We start from the raw sequence: 15727 nt of genomic DNA, 5'->3' as shown, positions 1-15727 counted from the left end.
AACATCCCAATTTACCGTCTTATGTCCAGCCGGGCATTACTGGATTCATTAGCATCGGTACCTTCAAAATATATAGTTCCGGAGGACGGTTTTTCCAGTAAATCAATTTACCTGAGCAGCACAGTTTTTTCGAATCCGGTTGGTCCAACAAAAATCAAGTATTACGGCACTCATTATAGCATAACGGGATTCTTTTATGATGAGAACTATTTTTTTATGACGGCAACTGTTTTTTTATGATGATAACTATTGTTTGATACGTGCTGGCCCCGAGAGATATTGCCAATTCTTTTATCTGGGCGCTAACCCCACAAGAGCAGTGACAGTAAATCTGATGAGAATAGGTAGTATTAGCAACGTCTGCCCTATTATTATTCCCGTAGGAGTAAAAAAAGGTTTAAAAATCTGAAAGATCCCTGTTGAGATATCATTAGGAAAAGAAAAAGCCTAACCAAAACTGTAGGAATGCTGTAAAAAGTTTAAATGAGATTTATTAAGGTTTTTTTCCTCGAAATTTTCTGGCCCTACAATCCAGAAATAATTATATGCTATTTCTGTACGATCTGTACCAAATCCATTTCGAGCAGTAGCTATTTTTTGTGGTGCTTTGTGGGAATAAAAAATAAGGAATAATTTTAAAATCTCACTTTTATACCTTTTTGAGTAAAAAATATAATTTAGAGGATTTCCCCAGAGCCCTTTTTATCCCAGAGCCCTTTTTATCCCAGAGCCCTTTTTCTTGCACTTATTTTACACTTATCGTAGCTACCTTCGAATCCGTACTGTTTGTGTTGCTTACTGTCAAACAGACTGTATAGTTTCCAGCTAGTGAACTACCACTCAGCTAAAGACTGAGTGGCTTCTTGGTTCATTCCTCCCTCTATTGAGGGCAAGTCCCCAAGCTCATCCCCGTAGTCCCTACGGTGTCATAATCCAATTAGATTCTGATCTATGAGAGCGAATTTTTTAATATTGATAGCGGCATTAATGTATCTATCGTGTTTGGTTTTACAGTCTGGACAAATCTATTCTCTGTCTTTTAGCTGAAGCTCTTTATTGTGGTATCCACACACTACATAGCTTAGAAGAGGGTTCAAATTGTCCTATTCTCAGGACGGTTTTTCCAAACCATTGAGCCTTATATTCCAACTTTGTTACAAAACTACTCCACGCAGAATCACTTATAGCCTGTGCTAAGTGATGATTCTTAACCATGCCTTTAACATTTAGAGTTTCCAGAGCTACAGCTTGGTTTTCGCTAACAAGTCTAAAAGAGAGTTTGTTCTGGAAGTCATTTCTCTGATTTGTTATTTTGTCATGGAGTACAGCAAGTCTTCGTTTAGCTTTTGCCCTGTTCTTAGAGCCTTTCTGTTTCCTTGAGACTCTTTTCTGTAATACTTTGAGCCTTTTAAGAGAGTTTTTCAAGTACTTTGGATTCTCAACCTTTTCTCCTGTTGAAAGGACAGCAAAGTCTTTGATACCTACATCAATTCCTACTGTTGTTGATTCTGTGAAAGCTTCCTTTACTGGAAGTTCTTTTCCATCTTCAACAAGGATACTGATGTAGTAATGTCCTTTACATGTCCTTGATACCGTAGCCGTTTTGGGCTCTCCTTCAAACTTCCTGTGAAGAACTGCTTTAATTGGTTCTATTTTAGGAAGCTTGATAGTATTATTTTCAAAGTTTACAGTGTAGTGTTGAGTTACAGGGAAAGACTGTATCGGATTCTTTTTTGATTTGAACTTTGGAAACCCTGTTTTCTCTCTAAAGAATCTAGTGAAAGCGGATTCAATCTGCTTAGTCATCCCCTGTAATGATTGAGAGTTAACTTCCCCTAACCACTCATTAGAAGCCTTTAGAGTAGGAATTAATTTGTTTAAGTCAAATCTGGAAATTGATTCCCCTGTCTGCTCATAAGTTTTAATTTTCTGGTCAAGTGCCCAATTATAGACAAATCTGCAGCTACCTATATGCTGATTCAATTGAATAGCTTGTGTAGTTGTAGGATAGAGTCTAAATTTGAACGCTTGCATCATACAAAGGCATTATATGCTTTAACAACATATATATATTTTGGTAAATACGAAGTATGAAACACGGAATTATAGCAAATTTTTGTTAATGTATCATGTTATTTTTGTTTGCAAATACCGAAAAGTCATACTTGAACCAATTAGCGAAGAACTCAAACAGATTATGATTGACATTTCAAAAGAGTCTAACTTTGAAATCCTTGAAATGGAAACTGACAAAGACCATATTCATTTCTTGATCAAGAGTGAGCCGAAAGTTAGCGTATTGTCAATTATCAGAAAATTGAAACAAGAATATACTAACAGGTTATGGAAAACTCAAAAAGAATATCTGAAAAAGTATTATTGGGGTGAGAATACGTTATGGAGTGATGGTTATTTTGCGTTTACTATCAGAAATGTTAGTAAAGAGGCGGCAGAATATTACATACGGAATCAGGGTTGAAGTTGACGCTTATATCCCCTGAGCTAAAGACTCAGGGGTTTTACGCTTCTTCATATAAATAGGTATGAACCGTGTCCTGCTCGTTTGAAACCTCTCCATCCCCGAAGTCCCAGTACCATGCATCCGGGGTTCCTAAACTGGTGTCATTAAAAGAGACGTTCAAAGCTGTGTTTTCCACACTAACATTGGCGGTGAAATTGGCGGTGAAATTGGCGGTGAAATTGGCGGTGAGATTACTCGATGTATTTGAGAGGTCATAAAGATAAATATCTCTTGCTTCACAATATTCCGGATTATTGCGGCAATCTGCATAGACGATTTTATCGCCGTAAACAGACGGGCTGAATGCAAGGGTACTGTTAGTTATGCGGGTCGTCCTGGCAGCGGAAATCTCATACATGTAGATGTCTTTATTGCCCCCACTATAAGGGTCGCCTATCGTATACACTATCAGGTTCCCGTAGATTGCAGGCTGGTATGCACTTACATTACTGGTGACCTGAGTTGTGTTGTTTGAAGCGATATCATGCATGTATACGTTGCCTGATTCTGTCCATACCACGACATTTCCGAAGATGTCGAGTTTGGGCTCAGGTGTTGAGATATTTGCAGTTGCTATTTTTCCTGTTTCCTGAGTGGATATATCATATAGGTAAATATCATAAGCACTGCTGTTATTCTTCTGCGCCCACACTACTTTGTTCCCGTATATGGCAGGAAAGTTGTAAACCGTAGCGATTCGGGTTTCATTGTGAGTATTGAGGTCGTAAAGGTAAATCCCGTCATTCTGGTGGTCCTGCCCATAATAGTAGTTATTGGTATAGACTATGTAGTTTCCGTAAATATCAGGACCGCGTCGTCCGGATGCTATCAGAGTTTCATTCCCTGTGGAAATGTCATACATATAAACAGTTTCACTATCTCCGGTCCATACCACCTTATCCCCGTATGCATTAATTTCACCTCCTGCTGAATTCCCTGTGATATTTATCCGGTTTCCTGCAGTCAGATCGTAAGCATGTACATCATTTCCGGCACACTCTGTCCAGAAAACATAGTTCTTATATATTGCTGTGCGCTGTGTTAATCGCTCATCCTGTGTGAGCTGAGTTTCCGTTCCAGCCGATACAACTGCAACCAGTAAAATAAAAATTAAAATAAAAATAGATATTGATCCAGCTTTATTTTTCATATCCAGCCCCCCATGTACCATTGAAAAGAGTCTAACAGCTTTCTGATTTAGTTTTACACCATATATTAGTTATTTTGTATTAAAATATATGTATATATGCATAATTTTTTGATTGATAGGTAACCTGTTTATTGTCCATTTCCCGAATTGCGCCTCAGGATCGCAGGAAATCGGAGATATTCTGGGAGTTGCAATGTAATCACAACAGTAAGCGGTCTGTTTCGCTGCGCTTAAGAAGACTAATTGATTAATCCATACAACAATATTCGCTATATCGTGTCGTTCTTGTCCTGCTCGACACAGGAGAGTGGCAGTCCCAAAAATGAGAAGGAAGAAGAGAATAAGCCTGCAAGTAAGATTTATCTGACACCTTCAAAGAAATAACATAAATTAAAAGTGATAGGAGAAATGATAACTATCTGCTTCTTTTGCTTTTTCTGCTTTTTTCCTTTTATGAAGGGTCGCCAGACAAAGCTGGCGGGGGCACTGATATTTATTGTTAATTTTAATGAGGTTTCCCAGGTCAAGAAAAGTATTCGTCTGTTTTTTGCGTTGCAGACCTGACAGGACCAGCCTGCAAGAAGCAGAACAAAAAGACAAGATCCTAGTTCGGATATCCGGAGAATTTCAATTGATTAATACGGGACCACCATCTGTTTAGAAAGCTAAAAAAGGTGAAATAATCAGCATCAGCAGCAAAAGAATTGAGAGTCAGCAGAGGATGTAACCTGCCGACCTCCGGTGAAAAACCCTGAGCCGAACTGCTGGTGGCATTTAGAGCTTATCGGTAGCAGTGTCATCTGTATATGATATTTATTTATGTTATCTGTTTATGTTATCTGTTTATGTTATTTGTTTATGTTATTTGTTTATGTTATTTGTTTATGTTATTTGTTTATGTTATTTGTTTATGTTATTTGTTTATGTTATTTGTTTATGTTATTTGTTTATGTTATTTGTTTATGTTATTTGTTTATGTTATCTGTCTGTCTTCTCCGTTTGTATTATCCGTTGTGTTCTCGTTCGTGTCCTCCATCCTTAACTGGTAGAAGTGGTACTCGTATGGCTGCCAGGTATCATTGATGGTTCCGTCTGTAACAGTCACGGTTCTGTTCTCCCATAAGACATCATACGTTCCATCTGGCACGCCGATAATTGTTGCATTATTTGCCTTGCCGTTTGCTTCGGTAAAATCAAGCATACTTGATGATGCAATTAATTTTCTGCCATCCACATCTGTAAATATGTAGGCTGTAACCGCATCGATTGTATCGCCAGGATCTGAAGTTATATTTGTCCTGCCACTGGTTACGTTTGTTGTCAGGAATGTCCGGTTTCCTTCCAGAATCCATGGCCAGACCTGTTCATATTTCGGCTTAAAGCTTGCCCATCCGGTATAGCCCGGGGTATCGGCTGCATATTTGTAAGCGTATGAGAAAACACCCTGAGCTCCACCTAAGATTCCCATCACAATCTGACTTTCATGCCGGTCAGCCACTTTTTTCGCAGTATTCAAATCCGGGTCGGAAGCATTCACCTCAATAGCCTGACCAAATGCTTCTGTTGCTACATATACTGTTTTCCCTGCGTTTTTCCAATCCGGGGCATTGGCAATAAGATTCCCATATACCCAAGCGTGCGGGCGTTCAGGATGAAATTTTGTGTAGGTCGTGAAGTAACAAACATCCAGCCCCGGAATAAATTCTTTATTATCAAGTCCGGTTTGCATATCCCCTAAATAATCGCCAGCAATTGCATTGGAAAAGTATTTCTTCATAGCTGTGCGCATGGCGATAAGCGTTGAAGGACTTCCTTCCTCGTCAGGAAAATAGACCCCATAGAAATCATTATCAGTAACGCCCATATCCTTGACTGATTTCCAAAAACTTTCAGAAGCCATTTGCGGGCCGCTGGTAGCTACTAAATATTTAGAAATTCCCAGCTCTTTACCTTTATTAATGTTATCAACAAACTGTTGTGGAGTTATGGAAGTCCTCCATCCAAAGTGGACAAGCGTAGCGTTATCTGTTAAAAATTGAGTACCCGTCTCCCATCCCATCATTCCGTATGCCGGGGCTGTACCACGCGGATACGGAAATCCATTATTTGCTGATGAGTTATTATCCGAAGCATTTTCTTCGCCAGATGCCAGTGCAGCACATGAACTGATAATTAATAAACAAATCATGACTGCTGAAGCCAAAAATGTTAAGGATAAATTATCCTTATTTTTCATCTATTTCCATCCCCCATTTCCGATCTGGTTGTGTATGTGAGTTATCCTGTAATTAGTATAAAATTAGATGATATTTATAATTACAGGAGAATGCTACATTGATAAAGAACTTATTCGAAAAGTGGAATGATTGCTATGTAAGGTTAATGTATCCTATTCTCTGCAGATCGACATTTAATTTTTTTAGGACTTACACACTTGAAGAATGGCATTTCCTTACAAGGTTAAAGAATAATCGTTTGGTAAATTCTGACAACAAAGGAAATGTGCTACTTGAAACAGTAGATATTCCTCCAAAAGGACGGAGGTTCACCTCAAAGCATATGGATTCTGAAAAATTAATTTTAAAAAATTCCCTTGAAAAAGGGAATTTTTATCGGGAAAATCCCAACAATTCTTGAGGAAAAATTCTGGAAAAATTCCTTGATATTTCATGCAGTAATTACATGAACCGTTCAAATCTTTCCTTTTTCGCCTTACAGATAGGACAGACCCCTGGAGCCTCTTCCATGGCACAGAGATATCCGCAAACCTTACATCTCCATACCGGCTTTGAAAGTTTCCCAGAAAATTCCATAGTTTCCATCATCTCCACTCTTGCAGGTTCCTCGGCTCTGGCAGCTTCTCTTTCCTCGCGAGGAGGACGCCTTTCCGGAATAGACTCAACTTCTCTTTCTTCTCGAATAACCTCGTCCGAAACATAGAGTGCGCAGTAACAGGCTCCATAATCGTTAAGATCAGGGTCCCTGTAGTAGCAGGGACAGATGATATCAAGGTCTTCCTCTTTATTTCCTGAAGCCAGTCTGCAAGGGCAGGCCCAGTAACCGTAACGCTCCTCATTGGTCAGCAGCCCACGCACAAGATCTTTTGTGAACTCGACATCAGGGTTCAGGTGGTAGCCTGATTTCTCAACTTCCTGTTTCAACCGCTTATAGGCAGTGTCCACTTTTTCTTCAGATATGCCTTCTTCGTCAGCTTTCTCTTCTTTCAACCCAATTCCCCCTCAAAAGCCAAGGGCTTCACGGATTTGTTTTTCCTTAAAACCCACAATTGCTTTTTCGTCATTTATAATAGTTGTCGGAAAAGAAACTGAGGGATTAAAAAGTCTTAACTTCTCAACGGCTTCGTTTTCGTCCTCTTCTTCCAGCCTGTCCACATAAACGTACTCAAAATCCACTCCAAGATCGATGAGCAGTTTCTTTGTTTTTTTACACCATACACAGGTGCTCAGCCCATACATTACGACATTACCCCTATCAATCCCGGAAACATGCTTTCCTTTATCTGTGTCCTGGTTAAAGATATTCATTATATAAACCCCCTGGAAATGATTAAGTTAGGTGTACACCCAGTTGTTTTGTTCAAACCAGCTTGTTGCTCTGGACATCTGGCAATAAAGAAAAAAAACTGCCAGATAGTAGATTTTAGATTAAAGATATTATAAACTCCTTATCAGAAAATGTCAGATAAAGTATATAAAATTGAGATATAACTCTCCATGGCTGCACGTCCTCTGAAGACGCCAGATTGCTCAGAATAGAGCACATCTCGTCAATCTACCTTCTTTTTGAGCATCCATGTAACAATCAATAATACTTGTCTCCGACACGTTATCTCTTCATTTACTGTTTTTTACCCGCTTCAGGTATGCCCGTGCGAACTTCCAAACCGGATTTTCCTCTAACCAGAGATGCAAATACCCCGATGGTACAGAAGATCGTAAACAGAATAAACGCATAATGCAGGCTTAAAACGAACTGGGAGTAATACGCAGGTGTGATCTCCACAGGGCCGATAACAATCGCAAAAATCATCATTGCGATACCCATCGAAAGCATCTGACCGAGGAGCCGCATAGTCCCATTCATCCCGGATGCAACACCGTAGGACCTTTTATCAACTGAGCTCATAATTGCATTCGTGTTCGGGGAAGAGAAGAGCCCGAAACCTGCCCCAAGTAAGAGAAGGATGAGAACCAGGTGCGAAATGGGCGTCGTTTCTGTAAGGAAAATTAGGAAGAAGAGCCCGATTGCTGTGAGAGCCATCCCCGCCGATGCAACAATCCGCGGCTCAATCCTGTCAGAGAGCCTGCCGGCAATCGGGGAAACCATGGCCTGGACAACTGGCTGCGCTATCAGGATAAGCCCTGAATGCTCGGGTGTGAAACCTTTTGTATACTGCAGGTCCAGGCTTAAGAGAAAAGTCACTGCAAAAGTTGCACTGTAATTGATAAGTGCGGCAAGGTTTGAAAGGGCAAAAATCCTGTTTTTTGTCAGGAGCCTGATGTCAAGAACTGGAGAAGGTATTCTCATCTCATACAGAGCAAAGACAATAATCCCTAGAATTCCCACGGCTGTGAGAGCAGCTCCTTTAAATTCCGGGAGAGTTGAAAACCCGTACATGACAGCAACGACTGCTGCTCCATAGAGACCGGATCCTATCAGGTCGAACTTCTCCCCCCTGCACTCGGCCCATTCCCCTTTTAACTTCCAGAGGATGAGGATAACCGCTAAGATGCCTATGGGAACATTTACGAAGAAAATGCTCCTCCAGCCCAGATATTGCGTCATTAAGCCTCCAAGGAAAGGACCAAGGGAGAGCCCGAGGTAAACTGCAGTGATATAGATCCCAAGAGCCTTTCCACGTTCACCCTGAGGGAAGACGGAGGTAACGATGGCAACTCCTGTTCCGAAGATCATAGCACTCCCAAGACCCTGGATAACCCGAATTCCAATTAGAATTTCTGTCGAAGGGACTATGGTCATTGCCAGGGACGCAAGGCTGAAGATAGCAATGCCGTAGAGGAAAACTTTTTTCCTTCCGTAAATATCTGCGATTTTTCCAAACGGGACGAGAAAAACTGCTGAGGAGAGGAGGTACGCTGTTGCAACCCAGGAGAGAGCAATCGCGTTCATATGAAATTCTGCCCCCAGTGTAGGCAGGGCAATATTTACTGCCGAACTGTCAAAAGGGGTAATAAATCCGGAAAGTATCGCAATAGTGAGTACAATTCGTTTTTCTGTGGCGGCGTCAGAAGTATCAGTATTACGGAATATTTCCGGAACTTCAGCAGATGATCCGGTTTTTTTTGTTTCTGTTTTCATGTGTATCACTGATCGGAAGGATCGTAATAGTCGGAAGGACCGTAATGATCGGAAGGATCATAATCTTCTCTGGAGAGTCCGGAAGACTGCAAGGGTTTGTTCACAGAATGTGGTATTAAGCAGTAATGCTCTCCTTATAATAGTTTTCTTTGTAAAGGTTGACTGATCAAGAAACTTAGTATTACCTGCCTGTTCTTAAATATCATGCAATAACAGGGTCACAAAAAATGATTGAGCAAAACAACCAGTCAAAATGAAATGAAGCAAATGAAGTTATATTATCAGGGCAAAGTTAACTTAACGGCAGGTTAAAAGCCTGTCCAGCAAGGAACAGTAAACCAGACCTGACGTGATGAGATTAAACCAGACGTGATGAGATTAAACCTGACGTGATGAGATTAAGTTTATAAGATATCAATGGATTAAGGATTCGACTGGGTTTATACAGATATTCTAGAGGTTATGGACTTACAATGAATGAAATCATTACCTGGATCTTAATTGCACTTTGCCTAACACAGTCTGCTATTTTTTCAGGATTGACGATCGGGATTTTCGGTCTTGGAAGGCTGAGGCTTGAGATTGAAGCCGAAGCAGAGAATAAAAATGCAATAAAAATCCTTCAGATCCGGCATGACTCCAATTTCTTGCTTACTACTATGCTATGGGGAAATGTAGGCATAAATGTACTTATTGCTCTACTTACAGATTCCGTAATGGCAGGAACATCAGCTTTTCTCTTCTCGACCGTAGGGATTACCTGTTTAGGAGAGATCGTACCCCAGGCTTATTTTTCCAGGAACGCGCTTGTGCTTGGGGCAAAACTGACTCCTCTTGTCCGTTTTTACCAGATGCTGCTCTACCCGGTTGCAAAACCTACAGCGCTTATTCTTGACTGGTGGCTGGGCAGGGAAAAACTTGAGCTTTTCAGAGAGCAAGCCATGCGGATAATGCTCGAAAAGCACATCGAATCCGGAAAGTCCGATATCGGAACTTTTGAAGGGATAGGAGCCCTGAACTTTCTTTCCATTGATGATGTCAATATCTCTGACGAAGGCTCTATAATAGACCCAAGAAGTATTATCTCTCTTCCTGTGGAAAATAACCGCCCTGTTTTCCCTTCATTCAAAAGGGAACCTTCCGATCCTTTCCTGCAGAAAATAGAAGCATCCGGAAAAAAATGGGTAATCATCACCAACCCGGCAGATGAGCCGATAATGGTGCTGGATGCGGATGGCTTCCTGCGGGACGCTGTCTATAAAAAGGGGCCTTTCATTCCGCTTTCTTACTGCCATTTCCCTGTAGTGGTAAAATCTCCGAAAACCAGGCTTGAGAAAGTAATCAGGCAGTTCAAGGTGTATCCGCAGTACCCGGAAGATGATGTAATTGACCAGGACCTCATTCTTTACTGGGGTGAGGAAAAGCGTATAGTAACAGGGTCGGATATTCTGGGCCGCCTGCTCCGTGGAATTGTGGTAGAATGTGATGTGGGCTCAGGATATGAGATGCCTCCTGCAAAGCAGCCGGGATTTGTAAGAAGAGCAACTTTCAGGAAAGATAAAAAGAAAGAAAATGTAGAACAAATAAAGAAGTAAAAGGTAAAAAATCAAAGAAAAAAAATCAAAGAAAAAAAAATCAAAGAAAAAAAATCAAAGAAAAAAAAATACAAAGAAAAAAATACAAAGAAAAAAAAATCAAAGAAAAAAAATCAAAGAAAAAAATCAAAGAAAAAAAATCAAAGAAAAAAAATCAAAAAAAAGAAGTGATGATAAAGAATAACAAAGGGAAAAAAGAAGCAAAGGTTACTCTTTAGTTACTCTTTATATGCAGGGAAGGTCAAAATCCCAATTTCCTGAAGAGGCAAGCCCACTGCAAAGTGGTAGAGATCCTGATATTCAAGCCCTTTAAGCCCCAGGGTTTCATGCAGAGGGTCGTCGAAAAAACACCCTATCCCGCAGCCCCTGAAACCTCGGGCTTCTACTTCAAGGTAAAGGAGCTGCCCCAGGATTCCGCATTCCCAGAAAAGGTAAGGGTACATCCATGAACCATATGTTTTCAGAGGTTTTTCGAACTCCGAAAGCATGCATGTGGTAAAACAGGCATCTTCTGCCTTTCTCTGCGCACATGAAAGCTGAGCTGCAAAATGATGCAGTTCCTCTTCCACAAGCAGGAAAAATTCAAGATCAGAAGGACAGCTTTCAGGTTTTTCCCACAGAAAATCCTGTCTAAAAGCAGTTTTAAATTTCTCCTTTTCTCCGGGTTTCCTCAGAAAGATATAAAGCCCTTCACGAATCCCCTTCACCCTGTTTACAAAAAAGAGCATGTGCGCAAAAGGCCCGAAAGCAAGAGTCTCAAAAACGGGATTTTTGTCGGGAAGGGTTCTTCGCAGTATGCCGTAAAAACTATCTTCGTCCATGTAAGCACTGTTATTCATTTCCAGAGCACTTCTTCTCCTGTGAATCACGCTACGCAGAGGAACCATTTCCAGACCTGAAAGGTCCTCATATCCGGTAATTGTGCCGGATAAACCCGCAGATCTGCTTTCAAGCTTCGATCCCGGCTTTTTTTCATCGGAGTAATAAGTTTCTTTCTTTCTGGTTACTGAAGCAGCCTTTTCAATATCAGCCCATTCTACATGTGCAGGACTTAAACGGTTAGGAACTCCATTCCAGGAAATATTTCCAAAATTAGGAAGTGCAGATGAAGAAACCTTACCCGATGGACATTCCTTTCCTGCCGGATAAACTGCAAGTAGACAGGCAGGCTCCTCTTTTTCAGGGCCCTGCCTTCCGGAAACACCCAGAAGTATTCCTGTTTCCTCCGAACCCATATCCACAAGAAGGCTTGTTCTCCAGCCAAGCCCTGCCGCAGCAAAGGTAAGGGCAGCAATAGCGTGTCCGAGGTCGTGGTTTGCATACCTGAAAGCCCTGATACCGTATTTCCAGGCAACCCGCCAGTAAATTGAAGTAAACCCTATGAAAAATGTACCTTCCGGAAAGCCGGAACTCAGCTTTTCCCAGGTCTCCCGGGCAAATTCAGTTCTTAACTCAAGTGCATGTGACAAAGGAGAATAATGGCAGACAGCCGGTTTTTCCAGAAGCTCCGGAACCGGCCCGGAAATAAGGTAAACCTCTGTTGGGTGAAGGTTTCCACTTGAAGGATTGATGCGGAGAGCCCATCTTGCACTTTCTGTTTTTTTCCATACTGATAAAGCTAAGCTGTCAAAAAAAAGCTGAGAAATGCTGTTCCGGTTCAGCCCCGAAGGTACCAGTTTCTCCGGAGAAAATGCCTGTTCATATACAGGAGAAGTTTCGGATTCAATGTCTTCTTCACTCCAGGTGTCGAGCTTTAAAATCGGAGCTCTCTTGTAGTTGAGAAAAGGATCCGGCTGGATTGACATTTCAAGGAATCGAGGGCCTGGAGCATAGGCTTTAAAGCCATGCTTGCTAGCCTGATGATAGGACAGTATAGTTTCAAGTTCCATATTCATAACTGGACACCAGCTTTGCTACCGAATAGTTTACAATCATCAGGCTTTTTTCAGAGCTTTAAGGACAGCTTTTCCAAAGGCTTCCGCACTTTTTGGGTCTCGTCCTGTCACCACCCTGCCTGAAACTACAATGTCCCTGTCCAGGTAGACAGCCCCATGCTCCTTAAGCTCATGCACGGTATCCGGACTACTAAAAACGGTGCTTTCCTTTCCCTTCAGGACCCCTGCCCTTGCCAGAACCACAGGCGAGATACAGATCGCCGAGACCACCTTTTTAAGGGAGTCGGCTTCCTTTACAAGTTCATGCAGATACTGATTGTCCCAGAGGTATTTTCTTGAACCCGACCCCCCGGAAATTACGATGGCATCGTAATCCTCAATTCTGGCATCGGAAATCCTGATATCAGGCTCAATCGTACCTCCCAGTGTCCCCTTTGCAGTTTCCTTAAATTCAGCTGCGACCGTAACCTTTGCCCCTGCAGCTTCAAATAGCTGCTTCGGAACAAAGCATTCTTCATCCCTGAACTGTTCCTGAGCAACAACAAGTAAAATCCGTTCTCCTTTGTGTTCTTCTGTCATCTGACTACTTCCCATAATTTAAAAAGCAAGATTTCTGGCTATCTTTATTGAAAACCAATGGAGTCTGTAGAAAGATAGATTACTGAGAGACATAAAATCTTATTCAAATCTCGCATTAAAGGACACTGCAGTAACCCTACCCGAGTAAGAATATATCCTTAAAGATATAAATGGATGCCTTTTAGGAAGTAAAGACACTTTTTAACAAAATATCTGACTCTTAACGTGAATTACCCCGCCATTTCTTCTGATGAAAGCGAGGACTGAGCTTCCTTCGAGTGATTACGTCACCTGGATATTTGCATAATGCAAGTATCCATCTGTAATCCTGTTTGTCGAAGATTATCAGAAAATTTCTGATAGCCTGTCCACAAAGCATTCTGTGATAAAAACCGCTTTTTTCTTTCAGCTAAAACGAAATTATAGAGGCATCTACACTGTTCAGATAATTGCCAAAGAACATCTACTTGTTCTTCAGTTGGATTGATCTTTATCTTCTTCGTCAGATGCATATTTGCCTTGATTCTCCACACATTGCTTCAGTATATCTAAGGTTACTTGTCCTTCTAAGGTTACTTGTCCTGTCTATGCGATAAAATACGATCTTGACCAGAACGTATCTTTCCATAACATAGTTTTTACTTCAGGAAAGTTTTTACGAACCTCCCTTGAAGTTATTGTTTTTATGATGTTGATATACTTTGGAATAACGAGCGAGGTTTTGCTGAAAATAATAAGTGAAAATGGTCTTTGTCACACTCTATATTCAGCACTTCAACATCGAATGTTTCACTTATCTATGGATTTTAGTTTTTAGAAAATCAACAACTAAAGGGTTCGTTAGAGCTTTTCTCCTATATTTCACACACTGAATGAAATGATAATGGAGCGAATACACAGAATGATTTCCAAGATCCAGTTTATACTACATAGTTATTACTATATAGGTATAACTATATATAAATAATTACATATAAATAATTACATATAAATAATTACATATAAATAATTACATATAAATAATTATATATAAATAATTATATATAAATAATTATATTACTGTTGTTTTGTAGAAGCTGACGGCTTTCATCCCCCACCTGTCGCTTACGCTCCGAGGAAGGGGACTTCTCGCCTTAGAGTTAAAAACCGGATACAAGAAGATATATGCCAGCTGAAATCCCTGCGCCTGCAAAGGTTGCAGCAAAGTTTACCCCGCTGTTTGAGAGCAGTCCTCTTTTCTGAAGGGTAGCCCCGAGCAGGCTGTCCACATTTGTTCCGAAAAAGCCTCCTGCAGTTGTAATAAGGACTGAAAGCAGAAGGCTGTCAGATATCCCGAGAGCATAGCCGAGCACGCCTATTATTGCAGAACCGAAAATTGCGGCAAATTCGCCCAGGGAAGAAACCGCTCCATCAGCTCCAGGTTCCGAAAGCTTGAGAGTTGTGATCATTCTGGGTCTTCCTTTTGCCGTTGTCCCTATTTCACTTGCCAGAGTATCACCTGTAGCGGTTGCAACAGTGCCCATGTAGGCATAAATAATAGGAAGGCTCTGATCAGGGAAGATACCATAAGCTACTGCAAGGACAAGGGCTGCCGTACTGTTCGAGAATACATTTTCATAGCTCCTGATCCCGTTTTTTGTCTGGGCAATCCCTATCGATTCCTTGTATGCGTACTTGTACCTAGTAAACCCACCGCCCAGAATGAAAAAAGTAAGCAGGAGCAAAAACCACGGAAGCCCGCTGAAAACAATTATAAGGACTCCGAGAAGGGCAGCACTGAGGAGGGCAGAAACATCGGCAATTTTCGCCCTGTAAGCCAGAGCCCCGAGGAAAAGGGAAAAGACAAGGGCAACAAGCATTTTCTCAGGAGGGACCCAGTACCTGAACTCCTCAAAAATCCACATTGTCATCCCAGTCCCCAGAGACACCGGGATATTACTGTCTATCTTTGAAGGAATGGACTCAAAAAGAGAACCCGTAACTGCCCCAATAACGGCTATGAAAAAGATAAAGTTATACGAGATTGGAAGTCCCTGCCAGTAGACAATCCAGCTTGCTGCAAGAAACGCCGCGCTAATCCTGAGAGCGAGAAAAATCGAACTCCACAGCAATGAAAAACTTCTCTTCTTCATCCTTCTTTTTCCGGACTCCAAATCAGCCGTGAAGCCTCTTTCAGAAAAGAAAGAGCTGTGATTTCCTACCGCTGCAACTGCAAAGGCGGCAAGGACGATATAAAATGGGAATGTATATGGAAGGTCTTGAGAAACTGCAGAAACAAGCAGCATCAGTGTAAGGGAAAAAGAAAGGCTGGCTGCATCTCTGCTGTAGGAATAAAACTTTCCGGAAAACCTCAGTCCCAGGAAAAGGACAAGAGAAAGAAGGAGAAGGAGATCTACCCCAGTAAAAGGAGCTATCAGAATAAGCAGGAGATACAGGATATGCATCACGGAAATTCTATGATAAGAACTCCCATTTTCGAGGAGGGGGGTAGCTCTGTTCATTCTAAAACATCTTTTGTTTTTTATTCTTCCTGAGAAGCTACATAGAATAGGCTTTTCTTTATAAATAGATAGTTGTTTTTCCTTCAGATAATTGTTTAAAAATGAAACAAGGTTAAAAAATATTTATGCATCTTTATTACTCACGC

Annotated in this window: 13 protein-coding genes and 2 pseudogenes; 3 read left to right on the top strand and 12 right to left on the bottom strand. The window is 41.2% G+C overall.

What is annotated here, in order from left to right; translation table 11 throughout:
• Positions 1 to 926: 926 nt before the first annotated feature.
• Positions 927 to 2037, bottom strand: a pseudogene (tnpB, locus tag MSWHS_RS08245) (IS200/IS605 family element RNA-guided endonuclease TnpB).
• 28 nt (positions 2038 to 2065) lie between these two features.
• On the opposite strand from tnpB, the gene tnpA reads away from it, so the two are divergent.
• Positions 2066 to 2479 carry an IS200/IS605 family transposase gene (gene tnpA / locus MSWHS_RS08240; RefSeq protein ID WP_156151201.1) on the top strand — a complete coding sequence of 138 codons (414 nt, stop codon included), beginning with the start codon at positions 2066 to 2068 and terminating at the stop codon, positions 2477 to 2479.
• A gap of 40 nt (positions 2480 to 2519) precedes the next feature.
• Here tnpA and MSWHS_RS08235 read toward each other — a convergent pair whose 3' ends face one another.
• Both MSWHS_RS08235 and MSWHS_RS08225 read right to left on the bottom strand, forming a co-directional pair.
• Entirely contained in the window at positions 2520 to 3671 is a 1152-nt protein-coding gene (locus tag MSWHS_RS08235) for a PKD domain-containing protein (RefSeq protein ID WP_082088096.1), read from the bottom strand.
• Between the two features lie 973 nt (positions 3672 to 4644).
• Positions 4645 to 5907, bottom strand: coding sequence for a hypothetical protein (locus tag MSWHS_RS08225; protein WP_048128046.1), 1263 nt, complete (start codon positions 5905 to 5907; stop codon positions 4645 to 4647).
• Positions 5908 to 6005: 98 nt separating this feature from the next.
• Between MSWHS_RS08225 and MSWHS_RS08220 the strand changes: the two genes are divergently transcribed.
• On the top strand, positions 6006 to 6308 hold the full coding sequence (locus MSWHS_RS08220; RefSeq protein WP_048128048.1) for a hypothetical protein: 303 nt from the start codon (positions 6006 to 6008) through the stop codon (positions 6306 to 6308).
• Between the two features lie 41 nt (positions 6309 to 6349).
• Here MSWHS_RS08220 and MSWHS_RS08215 read toward each other — a convergent pair whose 3' ends face one another.
• The 3 genes from MSWHS_RS08215 to MSWHS_RS08205 form a co-directional block, all read right to left on the bottom strand.
• On the bottom strand, positions 6350 to 6898 hold the full coding sequence (locus tag MSWHS_RS08215; RefSeq protein WP_048128050.1) for a ferredoxin-thioredoxin reductase catalytic domain-containing protein: 549 nt from the start codon (positions 6896 to 6898) through the stop codon (positions 6350 to 6352).
• A gap of 12 nt (positions 6899 to 6910) precedes the next feature.
• Positions 6911 to 7216 carry a glutaredoxin family protein gene (locus MSWHS_RS08210; RefSeq protein ID WP_048128052.1) on the bottom strand — a complete coding sequence of 102 codons (306 nt, stop codon included), beginning with the start codon at positions 7214 to 7216 and terminating at the stop codon, positions 6911 to 6913.
• Between the two features lie 313 nt (positions 7217 to 7529).
• Entirely contained in the window at positions 7530 to 9011 is a 1482-nt protein-coding gene (locus tag MSWHS_RS08205; RefSeq protein WP_048128054.1) for an MFS transporter, read from the bottom strand.
• Between the two features lie 473 nt (positions 9012 to 9484).
• Between MSWHS_RS08205 and MSWHS_RS08200 the strand changes: the two genes are divergently transcribed.
• The gene (locus tag MSWHS_RS08200) at positions 9485 to 10606 is read left to right on the top strand and encodes a DUF21 domain-containing protein (protein WP_048128056.1); all 1122 of its coding nucleotides are present in this window, start codon (positions 9485 to 9487) and stop codon (positions 10604 to 10606) included.
• Positions 10607 to 10824: 218 nt separating this feature from the next.
• On the opposite strand, the gene MSWHS_RS08195 is transcribed toward MSWHS_RS08200, so the two are convergent.
• The 6 genes and pseudogenes from MSWHS_RS08195 to MSWHS_RS08180 all read right to left on the bottom strand — a co-directional run bounded on the left by MSWHS_RS08195 (position 10825) and on the right by MSWHS_RS08180 (position 15581).
• Positions 10825 to 12501 carry a nitroreductase family protein gene (locus MSWHS_RS08195; protein ID WP_048128058.1) on the bottom strand — a complete coding sequence of 559 codons (1677 nt, stop codon included), beginning with the start codon at positions 12499 to 12501 and terminating at the stop codon, positions 10825 to 10827.
• A gap of 39 nt (positions 12502 to 12540) precedes the next feature.
• On the bottom strand, positions 12541 to 13080 hold the full coding sequence (locus MSWHS_RS08190) for a DJ-1/PfpI family protein (protein WP_048128060.1): 540 nt from the start codon (positions 13078 to 13080) through the stop codon (positions 12541 to 12543).
• 287 nt (positions 13081 to 13367) lie between these two features.
• A complete protein-coding gene (locus MSWHS_RS08185; protein ID WP_082088097.1) occupies positions 13368 to 13592 on the bottom strand; it encodes a helix-turn-helix domain-containing protein in 225 nt (74 codons plus the stop codon).
• A 73-nt stretch (positions 13593 to 13665) separates the two neighbouring features.
• A pseudogene (locus tag MSWHS_RS22275) lies at positions 13666 to 13853 on the bottom strand (transposase).
• Between the two features lie 20 nt (positions 13854 to 13873).
• Positions 13874 to 13945 carry a hypothetical protein gene (locus tag MSWHS_RS22270; protein ID WP_369798976.1) on the bottom strand — a complete coding sequence of 24 codons (72 nt, stop codon included), beginning with the start codon at positions 13943 to 13945 and terminating at the stop codon, positions 13874 to 13876.
• A gap of 274 nt (positions 13946 to 14219) precedes the next feature.
• A complete protein-coding gene (locus tag MSWHS_RS08180; RefSeq protein ID WP_048128064.1) occupies positions 14220 to 15581 on the bottom strand; it encodes a TIGR00297 family protein in 1362 nt (453 codons plus the stop codon).
• Positions 15582 to 15727: the final 146 nt, after the last annotated feature.

Source organism: Methanosarcina sp. WWM596 (assembly GCF_000969965.1).
Lineage (GTDB): Archaea > Halobacteriota > Methanosarcinia > Methanosarcinales > Methanosarcinaceae > Methanosarcina.
This window is presented reverse-complemented; position numbering and strand designations above follow the sequence as displayed.

Coding starts and splice junctions, on each gene's coding strand:
- MSWHS_RS08235 (WP_082088096.1), bottom strand. CDS start 3,671: ATGAAAAATAAAGCTGGATCAATATCTATTTTTATTTTAATTTTTATT.
- MSWHS_RS08225 (WP_048128046.1), bottom strand. CDS start 5,907: ATGAAAAATAAGGATAATTTATCCTTAACATTTTTGGCTTCAGCAGTC.
- MSWHS_RS08210 (WP_048128052.1), bottom strand. CDS start 7,216: ATGAATATCTTTAACCAGGACACAGATAAAGGAAAGCATGTTTCCGGG.
- MSWHS_RS08205 (WP_048128054.1), bottom strand. CDS start 9,011: ATGAAAACAGAAACAAAAAAAACCGGATCATCTGCTGAAGTTCCGGAA.
- MSWHS_RS08200 (WP_048128056.1), top strand. CDS start 9,485: ATGAATGAAATCATTACCTGGATCTTAATTGCACTTTGCCTAACACAG.
- MSWHS_RS08195 (WP_048128058.1), bottom strand. CDS start 12,501: ATGAATATGGAACTTGAAACTATACTGTCCTATCATCAGGCTAGCAAG.
- MSWHS_RS08190 (WP_048128060.1), bottom strand. CDS start 13,080: ATGACAGAAGAACACAAAGGAGAACGGATTTTACTTGTTGTTGCTCAG.
- MSWHS_RS08185 (WP_082088097.1), bottom strand. CDS start 13,592: ATGCATCTGACGAAGAAGATAAAGATCAATCCAACTGAAGAACAAGTA.
- MSWHS_RS08180 (WP_048128064.1), bottom strand. CDS start 15,581: ATGAACAGAGCTACCCCCCTCCTCGAAAATGGGAGTTCTTATCATAGA.